Here is a 21,372-nt window from a genome sequence, read left to right on the forward strand (position 1 = left end):
AGTCGACTGGCACTTCACCACCGACGACGCACGCGTGAAACTGCGCCACCTCTACCCAACCACACGGCAAAATTAAGCCGCGACAATCTACTAGACGTACCGCTCCAAGATCGAAGACTCCGCCAATCGCGACAACCCCTCGCGAACACTCCGCGCCCGAGCCTCTCCGACCCCATCCACCGTCTGGAGATCGTCCACGCTGGCGGCCAGCAGCTTCTGCAGCCCCCCGAAGTGCTCCACCAGCCGCTCGATGATCGCGCCCGGCAGCCGCGGAACCTTCGCCAGCAGGCGGAACCCGCGCGGAGACACCGCAGAGTCAAGGGTCTCGGGCGAGCCCGTGTAACCCAACGCACGGGCCACCGTGGACATTTCGAGCAGCTCGGCATGCGACAGCGCGTCCAGCTCCGACAGCGCCTCCTCCACCGTGCGGGAGCGCTTCGCGGTGGGCTCGGGCACATAGTCGCGCACCACCAGCTCCCGCTCCGGCTCCACGCCCGCGATCAGCTCGTCCAGCTGCAGGGCGAGCAGCCGGCCGTCCGTACCCAGTTCCACCACGTATTCGGCGATCTCGGTGGCGATGCGCCGGACCATCTCCAGCCGCTGCGACACCGCGCAGACGTCGCGGACCGTCACAAGGTCCTCGATCTCCAGCGCGGACAACGTGCCGGCGACCTCGTCCAGGCGGAGCTTGTACCGCTCCAGCGTGGCGAGAGCCTGGTTGGCCCGGGACAGGATCGCCGCCGAGTCCTCCAGGACCCGGCGCTGCCCGTCGACGTACAGCGCGATCAGGCGCATCGACTGGGACACGGACACCACGGGGAAACCGACCTGCTTGCTCACCCGGTCCGCCGTACGGTGTCGCGTCCCGGTCTCCTCGGTCGGGATCGTCGGGTCGGGGACCAGCTGCACACCGGCCCGCAGGATCTTCGACAGGTCCGAGGAGAGCACCAGGGCGCCGTCCAGCTTGCACAGCTCCCGCAGCCGGGTGGCCGAGAACTCGACGTCCAGGACGAAACCGCCCGTGCACATCGTCTCAACGGTCTTGTCCGAGCCGAGCACGATGAGTCCGCCGGTGTTGCCTCTGAGTACCCGCTCCAGGCCGTCACGCAGGCCCGTACCGGGCGCCACGGCGCTCAGCGAGGCGCGCATCAGGCCATCGGCACCGGAACTCCCACCGTACTTTCCGGGAGCCGCCGCCCGGTCGTTGGCTGCCACTGCACTCCTCCGGTCGCAGGTACTTCAGGCGCTCCCGTGACGCACACTCGGTTCGTACGGACGGGCGAGACCAGGGCAAAGTCTACCGGCGGTCTTCATCGTCCCGTGGGGCCTCTCGGCGACGCGAGCGCGGAAGGACCCGCAGGGCGTCCCCTATGTCCGCCACTTCCAGCACCTTCATCCCGGGCGGGGTTTTGCCCGGGTCGCCCGGTACGAGCGCGTGCGTGAAGCCCAGACGGTGGGCCTCGGCGAGCCGGCGCTGGACGCCCGTGACCCTTCTGACCTCGCCCGCGAGCCCCACCTCACCGATCGCGACCAGGTTTTTCGGCAGCGGGGTGTCGCTCGCGGCGCTCGCCAGCGCCAGCGCCACCGCCAGGTCGGCGGCGGGCTCCGACAGCTTCACCCCGCCGACCGTCGCCGAGTAGATGTCCCGCTTGCCCAGGGCGCTGATCCGGCCGCGCTGCTCCAGGACCGCGAGCATCATCGAGACCCGGGAGGTCTCCAGGCCGGACGTCGTCCGCCGAGGCGAGGGGATCTGCGAGTCCACCGTCAGCGCCTGGACCTCGGCCACCAGCGGGCGGCGGCCCTCCAGCGTGACGGTCAGGCAGGTCCCGGGAACGGGCTCGTCACGGCGGGTCAGGAACAGCCCGCTGGGGTCGGCGAGACCCGTGATGCCCTCGTCGTGCAGTTCGAAACAGCCGACCTCGTCCGTCGCGCCGTAGCGGTTCTTGACGCCGCGGACGAGTCGCAGGCGTGCGTGCCGGTCGCCCTCGAAGTGCAGGACGACGTCCACCAGGTGTTCGAGCAGACGCGGGCCCGCGATGGCGCCGTCCTTGGTGACATGGCCCACGAGAAGCGTGGCCATGCCGCGCTCCTTGGAGGCGCGGATGAGGGCCCCGGCGACCTCGCGCACCTGGGCCATGCCGCCCGGTGCGCCGTCGATCTCGGGAGAGGCGACGGTCTGCACGGAGTCGAGGATGAGCAGGGACGGCTTCACCGCGTCCAAGTGGCCCAGGACGGCCGCGAGATCGGTCTCCGCCGCGAGGTAGAGGTGGTCGTCGATGGCCCCGATGCGATCGGCGCGCAGGCGCACCTGGCTCGCCGACTCCTCACCCGTCACATACAGCGTGGGGTGCTCGTCGCTCGCGGCCTTGGCGGCGACGTCCAGCAGGAGCGTGGACTTGCCCACGCCCGGCTCTCCGGCGAGCAGTACCACCGCGCCCGGCACGAGCCCGCCGCCCAGGACCCGGTCCAACTCGGGCACGCCGGTGGAGCGTGCCGTGGCCTGCCGTCCGTCGACCTGGCCGATGGGCACGGCGGAACTCGTCACCCGGCCCGGCGCCGTCGTGCGCACCGCGGGCGCGCCGTACTCCTCGACCGTGCCCCAGGCCTGGCACTCCGGGCAGCGGCCGAGCCACTTGGCCGTCTGCCAGCCGCACTCGGTGCAGCGGTAGGACGGCCGGTCCTTGGTGGTCTTCGTACGGGCAGCCATGGACGAAACCGTAGCGGCACCCACTGACACCCCGGACACGGGCGCCCCGGCCCTGGCCGTCCGTCCGGGCGCTCCGTCATCCGGACCGCGCGGGCATCACTTCAGGACGCGGAACCGCAGATGGGTCATCTCCGGCGATTCGATCACCTGGAACCGCTCCAGCTCCACCCGCAGATCGGCCAGGCGGTCGAAGAGGCGGGTCCCGGCGCCCAGAAGGACCGGCACCAGATGGACCGTGATCTCGTCCACCAGGCCCGCGCGCAGCGCCTGCTGGAGCGGGGTCGCGCCGTGCAGGGCGACGGCCTTGCCGGGCCCGGCGGTCGCGGCGGCCCGGGCCACGGCCGCCTCGATGCCGTCGGTGACGAACCGGAAGACGTCCGGGGCCGCCACCTCCCGCGGTGCGGGCGGGTTGTGGGTGAGGACGAAGACCGGGGTCGTGCCGACGGGGCCCGTGGGGCTCCCCTCGAAGGTCTCGTAGCTGCGACGGCCCATGATCAGGGCGCCGCACCGGGCGATCGCCGAGTTCAGGAACTCGCCGTCGGACTCGGCCATGGGCGGCGTGAGCCACCTGAAGAGGCGCTCACCGCCGGTACCCAAAGGGTGTTTTCCGTCGTTGTCCGGTGCGGTGACGAAGCCGTCGAGGGACATGCTGATGGCGGATGCGACATAGCTCATGCAGTAAGGACTCCGGCCCGGCCGCGAACTCATCGGCGGCTGCCGCATCAGGGCGTTGCGAGCCGCGGATCCCGGGTTCCCCCGTCCTTATGAGGGATCGTTTCACCCGTACGGAGTAAAACTGTGCAAGGGGGCAGAAGGCGCCACCTGTAGGCGCATACGGTCGCACAGGTGATGAGCAGCAGGCCGGACACCTCCCCACACGCCAGCGGCGCACATCAGGCGCGAAGCAACACACACAAGCGGGGCGGGGCGCCGCACGGCGCGCACACCCGCCCCCTGCCCCAGCGCCCACCCGCGCGCTACGACGCCTACCTGGACGGCTTGTTCACCTACTGCCTGTCCGTGCTGTGCGATCACGACGCGGCGACCGACGCCCTGGGGGACGCCCTCGCCCTCGCCGAGCGCCGCGGCTCACGCCGCCCGGGAACCCCGGACGACCGCAGAGCCTGGCTGTACGCCCTCGCCCGCTGGTCCTGCCTGCGCCGCCTCGCCGAGGCCCGGCGACGCCGCCAGGCCGGCCACGCCGCGGGCCGCGACGGCGGTCCCCGTGCGCGCAAGGAGGCAGCCGACCGCAGGGCCGCCGTGGCGATCGCCGGTGGCCGGGCCGCCGGGGCGCACGCCGTGCCCGTATCCGAGGAGACCGAGCAGCAGCGCCGCCGGGAGCTGGCGCGGCTCGCCTGGCCGGAGGCCGCCGGCACCAGCCCCGAGCAGCGTGAGGCGCTCGAACTCGCCGTACGCCATCAGCTCGCCGTGCCCGAGGTGGCCGCCGTGCTCGGCATGGACACCGTCTCCGCACGTGAGCTCCTCGCCTCCGCCGCCTGCGAGGTGGAGCGCACCCGTGCCGCGCTCGCCGTGGTGGAGACCGGCACCTGTCCGAGCATCGCCCGCCTCACCGGGGACGACAGGCTGGTCCTCAGCGCCACGCTGCGCCGCGAGCTCGTCCGGCATGTCGACGACTGCCCGCGCTGCCGACGCACCGCCGAGCGCGCGGTTCCCGGCACCTGGCCCGGCACCAGCGTCACTCCCGCCGCGCTGCCCGTCCTGGAGGCGTCCCGCGCGGCCCTGCACACCGCGATGACCGACGCCTCACGCGCGCGTGGTGTCGCCCCGCGCTTCGACCGGCGCGGTTTCCCCATGGACCCGAAGGACCACGCGGCCCGTCGCGACCGGCTGCGCGCGCGTGCCGTCACGACGACCGTGGTCGCCACCGTGATCGCGGCCCCGGTGCTCGCCCTGTGGGCGGCCCACCGCGGCCCGGCCGACGGTGAGGGCACCGACGCACAGACCGCCACGGCGCGCGAGGCGCACAGCTCCGACACACTCGGCGACGGGGACCGGGGCGGCTACGAGAACGCGGGCAACGCCAGCACCAAACCCGACTACTCCTTCGGCAAGAACGGGCGCGAGCCCGATGTCTCGGTCGAGGTCATCGGTGTGAAGACGGGCGCCCCCGGCGCGGGGCACCTGGCGGTGGTGGCCGGGAGCGACGGCACGACGACCCTCGTCACCCTGACGGCGTCGGGAAGCGCGCCGGTCCACTGGTCCGCCTCCACCGGTGCCGCCTGGCTCTACCTGAGCAAGGCATCGGGGACGCTGGCGCCGGGCGAGTCGCTCACGATCCGGGTGTACGTCGACCACCTCCGGGAACCGTCCGGTGCCTGGCACGCGCGCGTGACGGTCGCGCCCGCGGGCGCGGTGGTCTCGATCGACGGGTACGGGGCGGCGGGACCGCCCGATCCCAGCCCCACCCCGGTGCACACCGGCCCGTCCAGCCCGGCCCCGAGTGATCCGCCCTCGGCCGGCCAGTCACCGACCGGCCCGGATCCCAGCGGCGACCCGACGCCGACGGATCCCCCGTCCTCGAGCCCGTCGCCCTCCGATCCGCCGTCCCCGACCCCGGCACCCACCGACAGCGCGACCGCGCACGTGTCGCCGTAGGAACGTCCTCGTGTACCGCCGGTCTCCGGCCCCTCAGTCCACCGGATCCGCGGGATGCGGCGCCACCAGGGGCAGCTGTGAAGCCAGGCGCTGCTCGCACAGCTCAACCAGCCGGTCGTACCCGGCCTTGCCCATCAGCTCGGTCAGCTCGGCCCGGTACGAGACATACACCGGGTCGCCCGCGCCGTGCGCCGACGTCGCAGAGGTGCACCACCAGTGCAGGTCGTGGCCGCCCGGCCCCCAGCCGCGGCGGTCGTACTCACCGATGGACACCTGGAGCACCCGGGTGTCGTCGGGCCGGTCGATCCACTCGTACGTCCGCCGGATCGGCAGCTGCCAGCAGACGTCCGGCTTGGTCTCCAGCGGCTCGCGGCCCTCGCTGAGCGCCAGGATGTGCAGCGAGCAGCCGGCGCCGCCGGGGAACCCGGGCCGGTTCTGGAAGATGCACGAGCCCTGGTACGGGCGGGTCTGGCGGGAACCCTCGTCGTCCTTCGCGACCCAGCCGGACTTCCGGCCCACGTCGTGGTTCTGCCAGATCTCCGGCGTGAGCCGTGCCACATGCCCGGCCACCCGCTTCTCGTCGTCCTCGTCGGAGAAGTGCGCTCCCAGCGTGCAGCACCCGTCGTCCGCGCGGCCCGCCTGGATGCCCTGGCAGCCGCTTCCGAAGATGCAGTTCCAGCGCGAGGTCAGCCATGTCAGATCGCACCGGAAGATCTGTTCGTCGTCGCCCGGATCAGGAAACTCCACCCATGCGCGCGCGAAGTCCAGCCCCTTCTCGTCGCCAGTCTCCGTGGGCCTTGCGGACGTGGTCGCCTTCGCCTGCGAAGAATCCTTCGAGCCCTTGGAGGATTTGTCGGCCTTCGCCTTTTTCGTCTTTGGCACGCATCCAGGGTAAGTGGCCCCTGAGCACATCGGGGAACGAGGAAGGTCGTACTGGCAGTAGCGTTCCGTACATGAGACTCGGTGTCCTCGACGTGGGTTCGAACACGGTGCATCTGCTGGTGGTGGACGCCCACCCCGGCGCGCGCCCCCTGCCCGCGCACTCGCACAAGGCGGAGCTCCGGCTCGCCGAACTCCTCGACGGCAGTGGTGCCATTGGCCCCGAAGGAGTCGACAAGCTGATCGCCGTCGTCCTGGACGCCCTCGAGGCGGCCGAGGACAAGGGTGTGGAGGACCTCCTGCCGTTCGCGACCTCGGCGGTGCGCGAGGCGACCAACGCGGACGACGTCCTGGCCCGGGTCAAGGACGCCACCGGCGTCGAGCTCCAGGTGCTGACCGGGCCCGAGGAGGCGCGGCTGACATTCCTCGCCGTCCGCCGCTGGTTCGGCTGGTCGGCCGGGAAGCTGCTGGTGCTGGACATCGGCGGCGGCTCGCTGGAGATCGCGTACGGCATCGACGAGGAACCCGACGCGGCGGTGTCGCTGCCGCTGGGCGCCGGGCGGCTCACCGCGGCCTGGCTGCCCGGGGACCCGCCGGATCCGGCCGATGTGAAGTCGCTGCGGCGTCATGTACGGGCGCAGATCGCCCGCACGGTCGGTGAGTTCAGCCGCTTCGGGGCGCCCGACCATGTGGTCGCCACGTCCAAGACGTTCAAGCAGCTCGCCCGCCTCGCCGGGGCGGCGCGCTCCGCGGAGGGGCTGTACGTGCAGCGCGAGCTGAAGCGCGAGTCCCTGGAGGCGTGGGTTCCCCAGCTCGCCGGGATGACCGGCCCGGAGCGTGCGGATCTCCCCGGCGTCTCCGAGGGCCGCGCCGGGCAGCTCCTCGCGGGGGCGCTGGTCGCGGAGGGGGCGATGGATCTGTTCGGGGTGGAGACGCTGGAGATCTGCCCGTGGGCGCTGCGGGAGGGCGTGATCCTGCGGCGGCTGGACCACATGGTGACGGGCTGACCGGGGAGTTCCCCGGGTGTGGTGTGGTGTGGTGTGCTCTCGCTCTGCGAGCGCGTCGTGGTCGATCGCGCCCACGCGGCGAAGCCGCGTATCCAGCGGGGCTCCGCGCCTCCGAGGGGTGATTGCGGCCGTTCGCGATCCGCGGGTGCGCAGTGGCTCGTCGCGCAGTTCCCCGCGCCCCTATGGGGCGCGCTTCGCGCGCATCTCCACGGCCGACGCCCGACAGCACGCACGAAGCGCGCGATCGGGGACGGGGCCCCGCTGGATATGCGCTCCGCCGCGTGGGCGCGAAATCCCACGACGGACCCGCGGTCGGCAACGTGCCTGGGAGGGCGACCGATAGGGGCGCGGGGCTCTGCTGGATATGTGGCTTCGCCGCGTGGGCGCAAAATGCCCACGACGCACCCGCAGCCGACAGCGCGCCCGCCATGCGCGACAGGGGCCCGAGGCCCGTCCGCACGCCGTTGCGCCGCGCCCGCGCGAAACCACCGCCCCGCCCCCGCAGGGACACTGTGCCCCTTCCCACACCCACCCCGACCGGCCCGCCATGTCAACGCGGCGCCCCGTACGCTGTCCCTCGTGGCAGATCCAGTGGTGCGCATCCCGGATGCGAAGGTCGCCCTGTCGACGGCCTCCGTCTATCCGGAGTCGACGGCGACGGCATTCGAGATCGCCGCGCGCCTCGGATACGACGGCGTCGAGATCATGGTGTGGACCGACCCGGTCAGCCAGGACATCGACGCGCTGCGGCGGCTCAGCGACTACCACCAGATCCCCGTTCTCGCCGTCCACGCCCCCTGCCTGCTGATCACCCAGCGGGTCTGGTCCTCCGACCCGTGGATCAAGCTCCAGCGCGCCCGCGCCGCCGCGGAGAAGCTCGGCGCCGGCACCGTCGTGGTCCACCCGCCCTTCCGCTGGCAGCGCCAGTACGCCCGTGACTTCGTCGAGGGCGTCTGGCGCATGGCGGAGGAGACGGATGTGCGGTTCGCCGTCGAGAACATGTACCCGTGGCGCTACCGGGACCGCGAGATGCTCGCGTACGCCCCCGGCTGGGACGTCACCGACGACGACTACCGTCACTTCACCATCGACCTCAGCCACACCTCGACCGCCCGCACCGACGCCCTGCAGATGCTCGACCGCATGGGCTCCCGCCTCGGCCATGTACACCTGGCCGACGGCACCGGATCCAACAAGGACGAGCACCTCGTGCCCGGCCGGGGCGACCAGCCCTGCGCCGAGCTCCTGGAGCGGCTCGCGCTCACCGGCTTCGACGGCTACGTCGTCATCGAGGTAAACACCCGCCGGGCCATGTCCAGCGCGGAGCGCGAGGCCGATCTCGCGGAGGCCCTCGCCTTCACCCGTCTGCACCTGGCGTCGGCGGTGAAGGTGCCCCGTGGCTGAGCGAGGTCCCGGGCCGGCGGCCAAGTCGACCGCCGCGAGCCCCGCCCGCCGCAGGGGACGGCCCAGCCGTACGGAGACGGCGGCGGCCCCCGCCACCCGCGACCGCATCCTTCAGGCGGCACGCGAGGAGTTCTCCGAACGCGGCTACGAGAAGACGTCGGTGCGGAGCATCGCCAAGGCCGCCGGGGTGGACTCCGCGCTGGTGCATCACTACTTCGGCACCAAGGAACAGGTCTTCGAGGCGGCCATCGAGGTCGCCTTCGCGCCTGCCTTGGGCGCGCCGGACGCGCTCACCGAGGGGCCGCCCGAGGGCGTGGGCGAGCGCCTGACCCGCTTCGCCCTCGGGGTCTGGGAGAACCCCACGACCCGTACGCCGCTGCTGGCGATCGTCCGCTCGGCCGTCAACAACGAGACCGCGGCCGCGGTCTTCCGCCGCCTGGTCGCCACCCAGATGCTGCGCCGTATCGCGGGCCAGCTGGACCTCCCGGACGCGGAGCTGCGCGCCGAACTGGCGGCGGCACAGCTCGTCGGGGCCATGATGCTGCGGTACGTGATCAAGGTGGAGCCGCTGGCGTCGGCGGACGTGGAACAGCTCGTGGCGCGGCTGGCCCCGGTGGTGCAGGGCCACCTGACGAGCCCCTGAGACGGCCCGGCCCCCGGCCCGAGGGCACCCCGTCCGAGACACGTATCCCGTATTCCGGACAGCCGTGTCCGTCCCTTGGAGCACCGGCGTAGGCTCGGTGTGAGTTGAGGTATCCCCGAAGGAGCGAGCGACGATGCCCGAGCTGAGGTCCCGCACAGTCACCCACGGCCGCAACATGGCGGGCGCACGCGCCCTCATGCGTGCCTCCGGTGTACCCGGTGCGGACATCGGACGGAAGCCGATCATCGCCGTCGCCAACTCCTTCACGGAGTTCGTGCCCGGCCACACCCACCTCCAGCCGGTCGGCCGCATCGTCAGCGAGGCCATCACGGAGGCGGGCGGCATCCCGCGCGAGTTCAACACCATCGCCGTGGACGACGGCATCGCCATGGGCCACGGCGGCATGCTCTACAGCCTGCCCTCCCGCGACCTGATCGCGGACAGCGTGGAGTACATGGTCGAGGCCCACTGCGCCGACGCCCTGGTCTGCATCTCCAACTGCGACAAGATCACCCCGGGCATGCTGATGGCGGCCCTGCGCCTGAACATCCCTACGGTCTTCGTCTCCGGCGGCCCGATGGAGTCCGGCCGCGCCACCCTGGTCGACGGCACGGTCCGCACACTGGACCTGATCGACGCGATCGCGGACGCCGCGAACGACAAGGTCTCCGACGAGGACATCCTCCGTATCGAGGAGAACGCCTGCCCGACCTGCGGTTCCTGTTCCGGCATGTTCACGGCCAACTCGATGAACTGCCTGACGGAGGCGATCGGCATCTCCCTCCCCGGCAACGGCTCGGTGCTCGCCACCCACACGGCCCGCAGGGCGCTGTACGAGAACGCTGCCCGCACGGTCATGGACCTGACCCGCCGCTACTACGAGCAGGACGACGAGACGGTCCTGCCCCGCAACATCGCCACCTTCTCCGCGTTCGAGAACGCGATGGCCCTCGACATCGCGATGGGCGGGTCGACCAACACGATCCTGCACCTGCTCGCGGCGGCCCAGGAGGCGGGCGTCCCCTTCGGCCTCGAGGAGATCGACCAGGTCTCGCGCCGGGTCCCGTGCCTCGCGAAGGTGGCCCCGAACGTCGCCAAGGACCGCACGTACTACATGGAGGACGTGCACCGCGCCGGCGGCATCCCGGCCCTCCTCGGCGAACTGCACCGCGCGGGCCTGCTGAACGAGGACGTGCACTCCGTCCACAGCCCCTCCCTGGCGGACTGGCTCAAGACCTGGGACGTGCGCGGCGGCTCCCCCTCCAGGGAGGCGGTGGAGCTGTGGCACGCGGCGCCCGGCTGTGTGCGCTCGGCCGAGGCGTTCTCCCAGTCGGAGCGCTGGGAGGCCCTGGACGTGGACGCTGAGGGCGGCTGCATCCGCTCCGCCGAGCACGCCTACTCCAAGGACGGCGGCCTCGCGGTCCTCAGGGGCAACCTCGCCGTCGACGGCTGCGTGGTGAAGACGGCGGGCGTCGACGAGTCGATCTGGACGTTCGAGGGCCCCGCGGTCGTCTGCGAGTCGCAGGAGGAAGCCGTCCAGAAGATCCTGACCCATCAGGTCAAGGAGGGTGACGTCGTCGTCATCCGGTACGAGGGACCCAAGGGCGGCCCGGGCATGCAGGAGATGCTGTACCCGACCTCGTACCTCAAGGGCCGCGGCCTCGGAAAGGCCTGCGCGCTGATCACGGACGGCCGCTTCTCCGGCGGCACCTCGGGCCTGTCCATCGGCCATGCGTCCCCGGAGGCGGCCTCGGGCGGCACGATCGCCCTGGTCCAGGACGGCGACCGCATCCGCATCGACATCCCGGAGCGCGCCATCCAGCTCCTGGTCTCCGACGAGGAACTGGCCGCCCGCCGCGACGCCCTCGACGGCGTCTACGCCGCCGCCGGCCGCGAGCGCAAGGTCTCGGCCGCGCTGCGTGCCTACGCCGCGATGGCGACGAGCGCGGACAAGGGCGCGGTGCGGGACGTCAGCAAGCTCGGCTGAGGGCCACGCCCAGGGCCGTCCCCTCGCGGGGGCGGTCCTTGTGCGGGGGAGGCCGGCTCAGGTCACCAGTCCGACGGGTCGCGTCCGTCCACGGCGAAGACGGTGCCGTCGGGCGCCGCGGTGTACACATGGCCCTCGGCGACGGCAGGCACCGGCAGCCTGGCCGTCACCCGGTCCGCGTGCGCGCCGAGACGTGCCGGGGTCTGGCCGATGAGCTCTCCACTGGCGCCGTCGAAGGCGAGCAGCCGCCCGTCGGCCGCCGTGAAGTAGACGTGCCCGCCGTCCGCGACCGGCGCCGACCCCCGGCTGACCGATGTCTCGACGTGCCACAGCCGCTTCTTGGCGCCCATGTCGACCGCCTCCAGTGAGCCGCCTTCGGCCAGCAGGTAGACGGTGTCCCCCTGTACGGCGGCCTGAGCGCCGTCGAGCCGGACGGGCAGGGACACCCTGCGTGACTCCCGGGAAGCCGGGGTGTAACGGATGACCGCCTCGGCTTGCCCGTAGACCTTGTCCTCGGCCAGGAGGAAGACCGAACCGTCCCGGGCGCCGACGGGTGCCACCGAACCCGTCATCCGCGTCTGCCAGCGCAGGGCCCCCGTGGCCGGGTCCACCGCGGCGATCCGGGTGGCCGACCCGTCGGCGGACGTGCTCGTGGCGTACACGAGAGGTTCGCCGGGGAACGAGGAGAGGGAGGAAAAGCCGTAGCCCGGGACCCGAGTGGTCCACTTCGTCGCGCCCGAGCCGTCCACACCGGTGACCGTCCCGTCGAAGCGGCTGAACAGCGTCATGGCGCCGGCGTAGGTCATTCCGCTCTGCGCAGGAACGTCACGCCGCGCCCGCACGGTGCCCGATCCGGGGTCGATCGCCTCCGTCTGTCTGCCGTTCTTCACGGTCACGTGTACGAGGCCGTCCGACAGGACGGGCGCCGGAGCGCTGCCGTCCCCCTTGGCCACGGAGTGCCGCCACAGCAGGGTGCCGTCGGACGGGGACAGGGCGAAGACCACGCCGGGCTGGACGCAGATCAACTTCCCCTTGCCGTACACGCATTGAGAGGTCGACGCCGCCCCGGGCACGGGCGTCCTGCGCCAAGCGGTGAACGGGGAGCCCGTAGTCCCGGGAGCGGACTGGGCCGCCGTGGGGCGGCTGTCGTCGAGCATGTGCACAGCGGCGAACGCGCTGCTCGCCATCACGGTGAACGCCCCCGCCGCGAGCGCCACCCTCCAGCGCAGCCGGATCCCCCCGGGCAGCCGGATCCCCCCGGGCCGCCGCTGCCCCTCCTCGGCGCGAGGCCGCTCGCCGCGAGGCACCCCAGCGCCGGGCTTGTCCGCGCGAGGCGTCTCCGGTTCGGCCGGGTCGCCCGCCCGCTGCACCGGTATGAACGCCTGCGTGTCGTACCCCGCCGCCGCCGAACGCAGTTCACCCATCAACTCGTCCGGGGTGGGCCGGTCCGCGGGCTCCTTGGCGAGGCAGCGCCGCACCAACGGGGCGAGATCCTCCGGTACTCCGGTCAGGTCCGGCTCATCGTGTACGACCTGGTAGGCGACGATGTACGGGCTGTCCGAGTCGAACGGCCCCCGCCCGGTCGCCGCGTGCACCAGCACCGAACCCAGCGCGAAGATGTCGGCGGCGAAACCGACTTCCTTGGGCCGCCGGAACTGCTCGGGCGCCATGAAGGGCGGTGTGCCGATCAGCTTCCCGGTCTCCGTGCGCAGTTCGCTGTCCTTGGGACGCGAGATGCCGAAGTCGATGACCTTCGGCCCGTCCTCGGCGAGCAGCACATTGCCCGGCTTGAGATCCCGGTGCACCACACCGACGCGATGGATGTCACGCAGCGCCTCGGCGAGCCCCGCCATCAGCCTGCGCAACTGGGCCGCGGACATGGGGCCGTCGTGCTTCACATGGTCGGACAGGCTGGGGCCGGGAATGAACAGCGTGGCCATCCAGGGCCGTTCGGCCTCCGGATCCGCGTCGACGACGGATGCGGTGAAGGCACCGCTCACCCTCCGGGCAGCGGCCACCTCCTGCCGGAACCGGCCCCGGAACTCGGGATCCTTCGCGTACTCGGCGTGGACGACCTTCACCGCGAGCCTCAGCCCAGAGGTGCTGCGCGCCAGGTGCACCACGCCCATGCCGCCGGAGCCCAGGCGGGATTCCAGACGGTACTGACCTGCGTACTCGGGAAGCTCCGCTCCCGCGCCCGCTGCGGTGTTGCGCTGTGGCGCCATGGATCACCCCCGTGCTGTTCGTCCCCGCTCACCCACGCGCGCGACGCAGGGAGCCTAGTCGATGACCCGTACGAGACAGAGGCGGCGTGCCCGGGCACCGCGATAGCCTTCCTGTAGATGTCGCGCCGCGTGTTTGTCGGTGCGACGCGAGGGAATGAACGGAACCCCACGAGACGCGTGGGGCCAACGGGGGAGGATTTCCATGTCAGTCGACCGTGCCGAGGAAGCCGGAGCAGAAGCAGGCGGCGCGCCCCGGGCCGTCGCGGCGGTCTCCGGTTCGCGGTCCTATTCGGTGGCCCCGGGCGTCCAGCTCAAGGTCCGCAGCGGACCCGGCACCGGCTACTCCGTCGTCCGGGTCCTGTCCGGGGGCTCCAGGATCCAGATCCTCTGCCAGACCTCCGGAACGACGGTGTCGGGCACGTACGGCACGAGCAGCATCTGGGACTGCATAGGCGGGGACGAGTACGTCTCGGACGCCTATGTGAACACCGGAAGCGACGGCTACGTCACCTCGCGCTGCGGCTGATCCCGGTCGGGGGCGGGGCCGCGGCGGCCGGAGCGATAATCGACGCGTGAGCGATGAGAACGGCACCCCGGACACCGCCAAGGGCCCCCGCCCCGAACCCCTGCGTTTCTTCGGTACGACCTGGGTGGAGCACGACGGCGGCTACGGGCTCCGGCGCGTCGCCGTGGCCGCGGGCTCGCTGGCGGCTGCCGCCGTCGCCTGCCTGGTCCTGCGCTTCGCCTACCAGGGCCTGCAGATCGCCCACGTCGGCACGCTGGTGAACGTGCTGGTCGTGGTGATGTTCGCGGTGTGCAGCGCGCTGGCGTTCCAGCACACCTGGGGCTCCTTCAGCAAGCGTCCCGACCCGGAGCGACAGTCCTCCCTGCGCGGGCTGCTCGCGATCGGTTTCATCGGTTCGCTGCTCGCGTACTTCGTCCGCTCGCTGCGCGAGGCCCCCGGCGAGAAACTCCACCGGGAGGAATACGACGAGGCCCGCGCCGCCTACGACAAGCGCACCTCCCGGCGCACGGGCAATCCGTCCCGCAAGCGCCGCTCCTGATTTCCGGCGGCGCTCCTGACCCCGGTGCCGTGCCCGGCGCCGTGCCCGGTTTCCGGAGCCCGGACACAGGACCTCTGCCTCCGGAAAGCCCCTGCCCCGGGCAAAACCACTGTCCCGCCCTCCGGCACACGGTCAGCATGGGCGTATGACCGTCACGTCCCGCGCCACCCGGGCCCGTTCCTTCGACGCGGCCGCTGCCCAGTACGCCGCGAACCGCCCCTCCTACCCGCCCGCCCTCTTCGACGCTCTCGAAGAACTCGCCGGGCGTCCGCTCGCCGGTGCCCGCGTCGCGGACATCGGGGCCGGTACGGGCATCGCGACCGCGCTTCTGCACGCGCGCGGCGCGGACGTCGTCGCCGTCGAACCCGGCGACGGCATGGCGGCCGAGTTCCGCCGCCGTCTGCCCGAAGTCCCCCTCCTGCTCGGCGACGGGAACGCCCTGCCCCTCGCCACCTCCTGCGTCGACTTCCTCACGTACGCCCAGGCCTGGCACTGGACCACCCCCGCCGGCTCGTTCCCGGAGGCACTGCGGGTGCTGCGCCCCGGCGGCTCCCTCGCGATGTGGTGGAACATGGACGCCGAGGGCGTCGCGTGGCTCTCCGAGCAGTCGGACCGCGTCCACCGGTACTTCGGGCTCGAGGGTGCCTCCAAGAACGGCGCCTCGGGCGTTCGTGCCGAGGCCGCCTTCGAAGGGGTCGCGGAGATCCCGCCGCACAGCCACCGTGTCCTCCGGTGGAGCCGCAGGATCCCCGTCGACACCCATCTCGCCAACATCGGCAGCCACTCGTTCTTCCTCGTCCGCGGCGAGGAAGTGACGAACGCCTTCCTCGCCGAGGAGCGGGACCACCTGCTCGAGGTGTTCCCGGACGGGATCGTCGAGGAGGTCTACGACGTGTACCTGCTGGTCGTCACCAACTCATGACCGCGCGCGGCGGCCCACCCGTCCAGAGCCGCCGCACACGCGTGGTCCATATGCCGGAGCCCGCCCAGCTCCAGCCGTACATCCCGGTCCTGCGGCAGCACCTCCAGCGCGTCCAGCAGCTTCGGCAGCCGCAGGAACGTGGCGTTCCCCAGCACCCGTACGACGATTCCCTCGGCTCCCAGGTCCTCGGTCTCCACATGGACATGGCTCATGTCCCACGCCGTCTTGGCGGTGGCCAGGGCCAGTCCCACGAGCACGCCCTCCAGCAGGTTCCCGATCACGATGGCGACCGCCGTGACGGCCAGGACGACCACCTCTCCACGATGCGCCCGCCACAGCCCCGCCACCTCACGCAGCGGAAGGAGCTTGCACCCCGCGTGCACCAGCAGTCCGGCCAGCGCCGCCACCGGAATCACCCCGAGCGCCCCGGGCAGCACCGCGGTGAAGACCAGCAGCCACACGCCGTGCAGCACCCGTGATGCCTTGGTCCGCGCCCCGGCCCGTACGTTCGCGGCGCTCCGTACGATCACGGCGGTCATCGGCAGCGCACCGAGCATCCCGCACACCGCGTTCCCGGCGCCCTGCGCCATCAGCTCCCGGTCGTAGTCCGTACGCGGCCCCCGGTGCAGCCGGTCCACCGCCGCCGCACTGAACAGCGACTCCGCGGACGCGATCAGCGCGAAGGCGACCACCGTCCCGAGAACGCCCACTTCCGTGAGCCGGCCCAGGTCACCGGGATCCGTCAGCCGTACGGAGTCCAGCAGCCCCTGTACCTCCACCCGCCGCACCGGGAGATCGAGGAGCCCGGTCGCGGCCGACGCCAGCCCCACCGCGAGCAGGGGCGCGGGCACGGCACGCGCCCCGCGCCGCCAGCGCGGCCACAGGACGAGTACGAGCACGGTGGCGCCGCCGACCGCCAGCGCCACCGGCTCCACGTCACCCGGCAGAGAGACCAGCCCGGCCAGCTTCGCGGGCCCGCTCGCCGGGGCGGCGACATCGCCCAGCGCGTACGCCTGCCCGGCGACCAGCATCAGCCCGATGCCGGCGAGCATCCCCTGGACGACCGCGACGGACACGGCCCGGAACCACCGGCCCAGCCGCAGCGCGCCGAGGGCCAGTTGCACCAGTCCGGCGCCGAGGACCAGCACGCCGAGCACATCGAGGCCGTATGCCTGCACGGCCTCGTACACCAGCACGGTCAGCCCGGCGGCCGGGCCGCTGACCTGGAGGCTGCTGCCGGGCAGTGCCCCGGCCACCAGTCCGCCGACGATGCCGGTCACCAGCCCCAGCTCGGCCGGCACTCCGGATGCCACGGCGACCCCGACACAGAGCGGGAGCGCCACTAGGAAGACGACGAGGGATGCGAACAGATCGGCTTTGCGTACGCCACGACGCATGACGGCGGCACCTCCGGTCGAAGAGGGACGAAGAAAGGAGATGCGTGGGTGCCGAACCGGGGGAGGGCGCGGCGGAGCTGCCCGGCATATGACCGTGCAGTGAAATCCATTGTCAGGAAAGGGAGTTGGCTTCGCACGCGCATCGTGTGGCTGCTTGGTGAACGCCGAGGCGGATGAGCCGGAGGTTCCGCATCCGATCGCACCGCCGAGCGCCTGCGCCTGCGCGCACGCCCCGGGTGCGATCCCGGGCATCGCCCCGGGCGCGGCCTTCGATGTGACCGCGGGGTTGACGGCCGGCCCCTCTCCCCGCATTATTCATCGCATGATGAATATTCTCGGTCAGCGTCCACCCGACCCCTCGGAGTCCGGACCGGAGCCCTCCCTCGCCGTCCGCGCCGAACACCTCACCGTCGTCCGCGGCTCCCGCACGGTCCTGCGCGGCATCGACTTCGCCGTCCCGCGTGGACGGATCACCGGACTGCTCGGCCCCTCCGGCTGCGGCAAGTCGACGCTGATGCGCTCGGTCGTCGGCACCCAGGCCCATGTCACCGGCACCCTGGAGGTCCTGGGCCGCCCCGCGGGCGACGCGGCCCTGCGCTCCCGTATCGGATACGTCACCCAGGCCGCCTCCGTGTACGGAGACCTGACGGTCCGCCAGAACCTCGACTACTTCTCGGCGATCCTCGACCCGGGCCGGGCAGCCGCCGACCGCCGCCATGACGTGGATCGAGTACTCACCGACGTCGACCTCACCTCGCACGCCGACGCCCTCGCCGGGAACCTCTCCGGAGGCCAGCGCAACCGCGTCTCGCTCGCGGTCGCCCTTCTGGGCACCCCCGAACTCCTGGTCCTCGACGAACCGACCGTCGGACTCGACCCGGTCCTGCGACGCGACCTGTGGAACCTCTTCCATACGATCGCGGCCGAGCGCGGCGCCACCCTCCTCGTCTCGTCCCACGTCATGGACGAGGCCGAGCGCTGCCACAGCCTCCTGCTGATGCGCGAGGGCGAGATCCTCGCCGACGACACCCCGGACGCCCTGCGCACCCGCACGGGCGCGGACACCGTGGAGGAGGCGTTCCTGCACCTGGTCGACGAGGCGGCGGCGCGCACCACCACCACCACCGCCACCACCGCCGCGAAGGAGACGGCCCGATGACCACGACGACCACGACGACAACCCCGAGGCCCCCTCGCGCGGCCACAAGGGCCCTGACCCTCTCCCGTACGACGGCGACCGCCGCCCGCGTACTGCGCCAGCTCCGCCACGACCCGCGCACGATCGCCCTGATGATCGTCGTCCCGTGCCTGATGCTGGTCCTGCTGCGCTACGTCTTCGACGGCAGCCCCCGCACGTTCGACTCGATCGGGGCCTCGCTCCTCGGCATCTTCCCGCTGATCACCATGTTCCTGGTGACCTCCATCGCGACCCTGCGCGAACGCACCTCCGGAACCCTGGAACGCCTGCTCGCCATGCCGCTCGGCAAGGGCGACCTGATCGCGGGATACGCCCTCGCCTTCGGTGCGCTGGCGATCGTCCAGTCGGCCCTCGCGACCGGCATCGCGGTCTGGTTCCTGGGCCTGGACGTCACGGGCTCCCCCTGGCTCCTGCTCCTGGTGGCCCTCCTGGACGCCTTGCTCGGCACGGCGCTCGGCCTGTTCGTGTCCGCCTTCGCGGCCTCAGAGTTCCAGGCCGTCCAGTTCATGCCCGCGGTGCTCTTCCCGCAGCTCCTCCTGTGCGGACTGTTCACTCCGCGCTCCGCCATGCACCCGGTCCTGGAGGCACTCTCCGACGTCCTGCCCATGTCCTACGCGGTGGACGGCATGAACGAGGTTCTCAGGCATACGGACATGACGGGCACGTTCGTCCGCGATGTGCTGGTGGTGGCGGGCTGCGCACTGCTGGTACTGGGAGTGGGAGCGGCGACGCTCAGGCGACGCAGCGCCTGAACCACACGCACCGACTGCACGGCAGAGGTCCCACACCCCGACCCGCACTCCGCCCCGCTCCAACACCCGTCCCGCACCCCGGACACGCAAGCCGGGCCGGACGCCCCGATGCGAGGATGAATCCGGACGACGCACACCTCCGGAGGGCACCTCAGCCATGACCCAGAAAGTCGCAGTCCTCGGCACAGGAAAGATCGGCGAGGCCCTGCTCAGCGGAATGATCCGAGCCGGCTGGGCCCCCGCCGATCTCCTGGTGACCGCCCGCCGCCCGGAACGGGCCGAGGAACTCCGTACCCGATACGGCGTCACCCCCGTCACCAACGCCGAGGCCGCGAAGAGCGCCGACACGCTCATTCTCACGGTCAAGCCCCAGGACATGGGCACGCTCCTCGAAGAGCTCGCCCCGCACATCCCCGCCGGCCGCCTGGTCATCAGCGGTGCCGCCGGCATCCCCACCTCCTTCTTCGAGGCACGCCTCGCCGCCGGCACGCCGGTCGTCCGCGTCATGACGAACACCCCCGCCCTCGTGGACGAAGCCATGTCAGTGATCTCCGGCGGCAGCCACGCCACCGAGGCCCATCTCGCCCACAGCGAGGAGATCTTCGGCGCCGTCGGCAAGACGCTGCGCGTCCCCGAGTCCCAGCAGGACGCCTGCACCGCCCTCTCCGGCTCGGGCCCGGCCTACTTCTTCTACCTGGTCGAGGCCATGACCGACGCCGGGATCCTCCTCGGCCTGCCCCGCGACAAAGCCCACGAGCTCATCGTCCAGTCCGCCATCGGCGCGGCGGTGATGCTCCGCGACAGCGGAGAACACCCGGTCAAGCTCCGCGAGAACGTCACCTCACCCGCGGGCACGACGATCAACGCGATCCGTGAACTGGAGAACCACGGGGTGCGCGCCGCGCTCATCGCCGCCCTTGAGGCCGCCCGTGACCGCAGTCGCGCACTGGCCTCCGGCAACAGCTGACCAGGCTCCACGGCCGGATGCCCGCCGCCGGGATCCCGGCGGCGGGCATCCGGCCTCCGCCCTTCACACGGCCGGAAGCAGACCGATCGCCCGGTACGCCGCGTCCACCCGCGGTCCGGCCATCTCCCTCGCACGCTCGGCTCCGGCCCGCAGTACGCCGTCCACGTAGCCGGGATCCGCACACAGCGCCCGATGCCGCTCCTGCAACGGACGCAGCAGCTCCACCACGGCTTCCGCGGTGTCCTTCTTCAGGGCGCCGTAGGAGTCGTACGCACCGCTCAGATCCTCGGGGTCACGGCGCTCGCACGCGGCCAGGATCTCCAGCAGGTTCGCCAGGCCCGGCCGTGTCTCGCGGTCGTAGACGACCTCCGACCCACTGTCGGTCACGGCCCGCATGATCTTCTTCCGCACCACGTCCGGTTCATCGAGCAGATAGACGATGCCCGGCCCCGAGTCGTCCGACTTCCCCATCTTGGACGACGGGTCCTGGAGATTCATGACCCGGGCGGCGACCTCGGGACGGGTGGCCCGGGGCACCACGAACGTATGGCCGTACCGCTGGTTGAAGCGCACCGCCAGATCCCGGGCCAGCTCCACATGCTGCCGCTGGTCGTCGCCCACAGGCACCTCATCGGTTCCGTAGGCCAGGATGTCCGCCGCCATCAGCACGGGATACGTCAGCAGCGACAGCCGGACACTTCCGCCCCGTTTCCGCTCACGCGCGGCCTTCTCCTTGTACTGGATCATCCGCCGCATCTCACCGTCCGAGGCCACGCACTCCAGTACGTACGACAGCCGGGTGTGCTCGTCCACATGGCTCTGCACGAACACGGTGCAGCGTTCGGGGTCGAGACCGGCCGACAGCAGCAGCGTCGCCGCCTGCCGGCTGAGTCTGCGCACCCGTGCCGGATCGTGGTCCACGGTCAGGGCGTGCAGATCCACGACGCAGAAGAGGGCGTCGGCCCGGTGCTGGTCCACATCGGCCCACCGCCGCAAGGCACCCAGGTAGTTGCCCAGCGTCAGATGCCCGGTCGGCTTGATCCCGCTGAAGACCCTTGTCATCTCTTCTCCACCTCCTGGTCGGAGCCGCCGCGACCGGCGGGCCGTCCCTTCCGGAGGGAGATACGAGAACGGCCGCCGAAGCGGCGGCCGTTGAGCGCATACGTGAACCGGCCGCCGTCAGGCGGCCCACCACTGCTGATGGCACGTACGCGAAGTCATGAAGGAGAGACTACGCCTCGCGGGGGCCGCATGGGGGGAGGTTGACACGACCAGGCCCGATGCGTAGTGTTCTCCGGGTTGTCCGACGTGAGCTCCGACCCCGGTCGGTCCCCGGACAGCCATTCCGCAAGTACCTACTCGCAATCGGCGAACAGTTTGTCGTGCGCGCAGGCGTGCGTATTTTCGGAATGAGGAATCCGCGTTCGAACTTTTGTGAGAGCGCAGCCGCCGATTAGCTCGGAGGGCAGGAATCCGCTAAAGTCTCACTCGTCGGAACGGCCCAGCAGGGCCGGGAAGACAAACCCGGTTGACTGGGAGTCAGGCCCGAAGGGAACTGAAGGTCTGATAGAGTCAGCAAAGCCGGAAGGCCGAAAGGCCGGAAA

Annotated in this window: 18 protein-coding genes; 11 read left to right on the forward strand and 7 right to left on the reverse strand. The window is 71.5% G+C overall.

Annotation, left to right across the window (positions count from 1 at the left end):
- Positions 1-90 precede the first annotated feature (90 nt).
- The 3 genes from disA to ABZ845_RS30585 all read right to left on the reverse strand — a co-directional run bounded on the left by disA (position 91) and on the right by ABZ845_RS30585 (position 3,382).
- Positions 91-1,215 carry a DNA integrity scanning diadenylate cyclase DisA gene (gene disA, locus ABZ845_RS30575; RefSeq protein WP_360986310.1) on the reverse strand — a complete coding sequence of 375 codons (1,125 nt, stop codon included), beginning with the start codon at positions 1,213-1,215 and terminating at the stop codon, positions 91-93.
- A gap of 82 nt (positions 1,216-1,297) precedes the next feature.
- Positions 1,298-2,707 carry a DNA repair protein RadA gene (gene radA / locus ABZ845_RS30580; RefSeq protein WP_360986313.1) on the reverse strand — a complete coding sequence of 470 codons (1,410 nt, stop codon included), beginning with the start codon at positions 2,705-2,707 and terminating at the stop codon, positions 1,298-1,300.
- 96 nt (positions 2,708-2,803) lie between these two features.
- Positions 2,804-3,382, reverse strand: a complete 579-nt coding sequence (locus ABZ845_RS30585) for a dihydrofolate reductase family protein (RefSeq protein WP_360986316.1) — start codon at positions 3,380-3,382, stop codon at positions 2,804-2,806.
- 171 nt (positions 3,383-3,553) lie between these two features.
- Between ABZ845_RS30585 and ABZ845_RS30590 the strand changes: the two genes are divergently transcribed.
- The gene (locus ABZ845_RS30590; RefSeq protein ID WP_360986319.1) at positions 3,554-5,323 is read left to right on the forward strand and encodes a hypothetical protein; all 1,770 of its coding nucleotides are present in this window, start codon (positions 3,554-3,556) and stop codon (positions 5,321-5,323) included.
- Positions 5,324-5,356: 33 nt separating this feature from the next.
- Here the strand turns inward: ABZ845_RS30590 and ABZ845_RS30595 are convergent, their stop codons facing one another.
- Positions 5,357-6,205: a hypothetical protein gene (locus ABZ845_RS30595; protein WP_360986322.1), complete on the reverse strand. Its 849-nt coding sequence runs from the start codon at positions 6,203-6,205 to the stop codon at positions 5,357-5,359.
- Positions 6,206-6,276: 71 nt separating this feature from the next.
- Here ABZ845_RS30595 and ABZ845_RS30600 point away from each other — a divergent pair, with 71 nt between their 5' ends.
- The 4 genes from ABZ845_RS30600 to ilvD all read left to right on the forward strand — a co-directional run bounded on the left by ABZ845_RS30600 (position 6,277) and on the right by ilvD (position 11,243).
- Positions 6,277-7,209, forward strand: a complete 933-nt coding sequence (locus tag ABZ845_RS30600) for a Ppx/GppA phosphatase family protein (protein ID WP_360986324.1) — start codon at positions 6,277-6,279, stop codon at positions 7,207-7,209.
- Between the two features lie 579 nt (positions 7,210-7,788).
- Complete coding sequence (locus tag ABZ845_RS30605) at positions 7,789-8,613, forward strand: sugar phosphate isomerase/epimerase (RefSeq protein WP_360986327.1); 825 nt, start codon at positions 7,789-7,791, stop codon at positions 8,611-8,613.
- Positions 8,606-9,256: a TetR family transcriptional regulator gene (locus ABZ845_RS30610; protein WP_360986330.1), complete on the forward strand. Its 651-nt coding sequence runs from the start codon at positions 8,606-8,608 to the stop codon at positions 9,254-9,256. The genes ABZ845_RS30605 and ABZ845_RS30610 overlap by 8 nt, the downstream gene beginning before the upstream one ends.
- Before the next feature lie 133 nt (positions 9,257-9,389).
- Positions 9,390-11,243 carry a dihydroxy-acid dehydratase gene (ilvD, locus tag ABZ845_RS30615; RefSeq protein ID WP_360986333.1) on the forward strand — a complete coding sequence of 618 codons (1,854 nt, stop codon included), beginning with the start codon at positions 9,390-9,392 and terminating at the stop codon, positions 11,241-11,243.
- 62 nt (positions 11,244-11,305) lie between these two features.
- Here ilvD and ABZ845_RS30620 read toward each other — a convergent pair whose 3' ends face one another.
- Positions 11,306-13,468: a serine/threonine-protein kinase gene (locus ABZ845_RS30620; RefSeq protein WP_360986336.1), complete on the reverse strand. Its 2,163-nt coding sequence runs from the start codon at positions 13,466-13,468 to the stop codon at positions 11,306-11,308.
- A 202-nt stretch (positions 13,469-13,670) separates the two neighbouring features.
- Here ABZ845_RS30620 and ABZ845_RS30625 point away from each other — a divergent pair, with 202 nt between their 5' ends.
- The 3 genes from ABZ845_RS30625 (at position 13,671) to ABZ845_RS30635 (ending at position 15,454) form a co-directional block, all read left to right on the forward strand.
- Entirely contained in the window at positions 13,671-13,994 is a 324-nt protein-coding gene (locus ABZ845_RS30625) for an SH3 domain-containing protein (protein ID WP_360986339.1), read from the forward strand.
- A gap of 46 nt (positions 13,995-14,040) precedes the next feature.
- Positions 14,041-14,532, forward strand: coding sequence for an EamA/RhaT family transporter (locus tag ABZ845_RS30630; RefSeq protein ID WP_360986342.1), 492 nt, complete (start codon positions 14,041-14,043; stop codon positions 14,530-14,532).
- Positions 14,533-14,677: 145 nt separating this feature from the next.
- Positions 14,678-15,454 (forward strand): class I SAM-dependent methyltransferase, encoded by a 777-nt coding sequence (locus ABZ845_RS30635; protein ID WP_360986345.1) that lies wholly within the window; start codon positions 14,678-14,680, stop codon positions 15,452-15,454.
- On the opposite strand, the gene ABZ845_RS30640 is transcribed toward ABZ845_RS30635, so the two are convergent.
- On the reverse strand, positions 15,418-16,851 hold the full coding sequence (locus ABZ845_RS30640) for a SulP family inorganic anion transporter (protein ID WP_360986348.1): 1,434 nt from the start codon (positions 16,849-16,851) through the stop codon (positions 15,418-15,420). The genes ABZ845_RS30635 and ABZ845_RS30640 overlap by 37 nt on opposite strands.
- Before the next feature lie 325 nt (positions 16,852-17,176).
- Between ABZ845_RS30640 and ABZ845_RS30645 the strand changes: the two genes are divergently transcribed.
- The 3 genes from ABZ845_RS30645 to proC all read left to right on the forward strand — a co-directional run bounded on the left by ABZ845_RS30645 (position 17,177) and on the right by proC (position 19,768).
- On the forward strand, positions 17,177-18,010 hold the full coding sequence (locus ABZ845_RS30645; RefSeq protein ID WP_360986360.1) for an ABC transporter ATP-binding protein: 834 nt from the start codon (positions 17,177-17,179) through the stop codon (positions 18,008-18,010).
- Positions 18,007-18,801, forward strand: coding sequence for an ABC transporter permease (locus tag ABZ845_RS30650; protein ID WP_360986351.1), 795 nt, complete (start codon positions 18,007-18,009; stop codon positions 18,799-18,801). The genes ABZ845_RS30645 and ABZ845_RS30650 overlap by 4 nt, the downstream gene beginning before the upstream one ends.
- Positions 18,802-18,958: 157 nt before the next feature.
- A complete protein-coding gene (gene proC, locus ABZ845_RS30655) occupies positions 18,959-19,768 on the forward strand; it encodes a pyrroline-5-carboxylate reductase (protein ID WP_360986354.1) in 810 nt (269 codons plus the stop codon).
- 63 nt (positions 19,769-19,831) lie between these two features.
- Here proC and trpS read toward each other — a convergent pair whose 3' ends face one another.
- Positions 19,832-20,830 carry a tryptophan--tRNA ligase gene (gene trpS / locus ABZ845_RS30660; protein ID WP_360986357.1) on the reverse strand — a complete coding sequence of 333 codons (999 nt, stop codon included), beginning with the start codon at positions 20,828-20,830 and terminating at the stop codon, positions 19,832-19,834.
- Positions 20,831-21,372 lie beyond the last annotated feature (542 nt).

This window comes from Streptomyces sp. NPDC047022, from assembly GCF_040644155.1.
GTDB lineage: Bacteria > Actinomycetota > Actinomycetes > Streptomycetales > Streptomycetaceae > Streptomyces.

What these genes read in the sequence shown, in the direction of transcription:
- ABZ845_RS30600 (WP_360986324.1), top strand. Translation starts at nt 6,277, where the DNA reads ATGAGACTCGGTGTCCTCGACGTGGGTTCGAACACGGTGCATCTGCTG.
- ABZ845_RS30585 (WP_360986316.1), bottom strand. Translation starts at nt 3,382, where the DNA reads ATGAGCTATGTCGCATCCGCCATCAGCATGTCCCTCGACGGCTTCGTC.
- ABZ845_RS30650 (WP_360986351.1), top strand. Translation starts at nt 18,007, where the DNA reads ATGACCACGACGACCACGACGACAACCCCGAGGCCCCCTCGCGCGGCC.
- ABZ845_RS30620 (WP_360986336.1), bottom strand. Translation starts at nt 13,468, where the DNA reads ATGGCGCCACAGCGCAACACCGCAGCGGGCGCGGGAGCGGAGCTTCCC.
- trpS (WP_360986357.1), bottom strand. Translation starts at nt 20,830, where the DNA reads ATGACAAGGGTCTTCAGCGGGATCAAGCCGACCGGGCATCTGACGCTG.
- ABZ845_RS30625 (WP_360986339.1), top strand. Translation starts at nt 13,671, where the DNA reads ATGTCAGTCGACCGTGCCGAGGAAGCCGGAGCAGAAGCAGGCGGCGCG.
- ABZ845_RS30635 (WP_360986345.1), top strand. Translation starts at nt 14,678, where the DNA reads ATGACCGTCACGTCCCGCGCCACCCGGGCCCGTTCCTTCGACGCGGCC.
- radA (WP_360986313.1), bottom strand. Translation starts at nt 2,707, where the DNA reads ATGGCTGCCCGTACGAAGACCACCAAGGACCGGCCGTCCTACCGCTGC.
- ABZ845_RS30640 (WP_360986348.1), bottom strand. Translation starts at nt 16,851, where the DNA reads ATGCGTCGTGGCGTACGCAAAGCCGATCTGTTCGCATCCCTCGTCGTC.
- proC (WP_360986354.1), top strand. Translation starts at nt 18,959, where the DNA reads ATGACCCAGAAAGTCGCAGTCCTCGGCACAGGAAAGATCGGCGAGGCC.
- ilvD (WP_360986333.1), top strand. Translation starts at nt 9,390, where the DNA reads ATGCCCGAGCTGAGGTCCCGCACAGTCACCCACGGCCGCAACATGGCG.
- ABZ845_RS30645 (WP_360986360.1), top strand. Translation starts at nt 17,177, where the DNA reads ATGAATATTCTCGGTCAGCGTCCACCCGACCCCTCGGAGTCCGGACCG.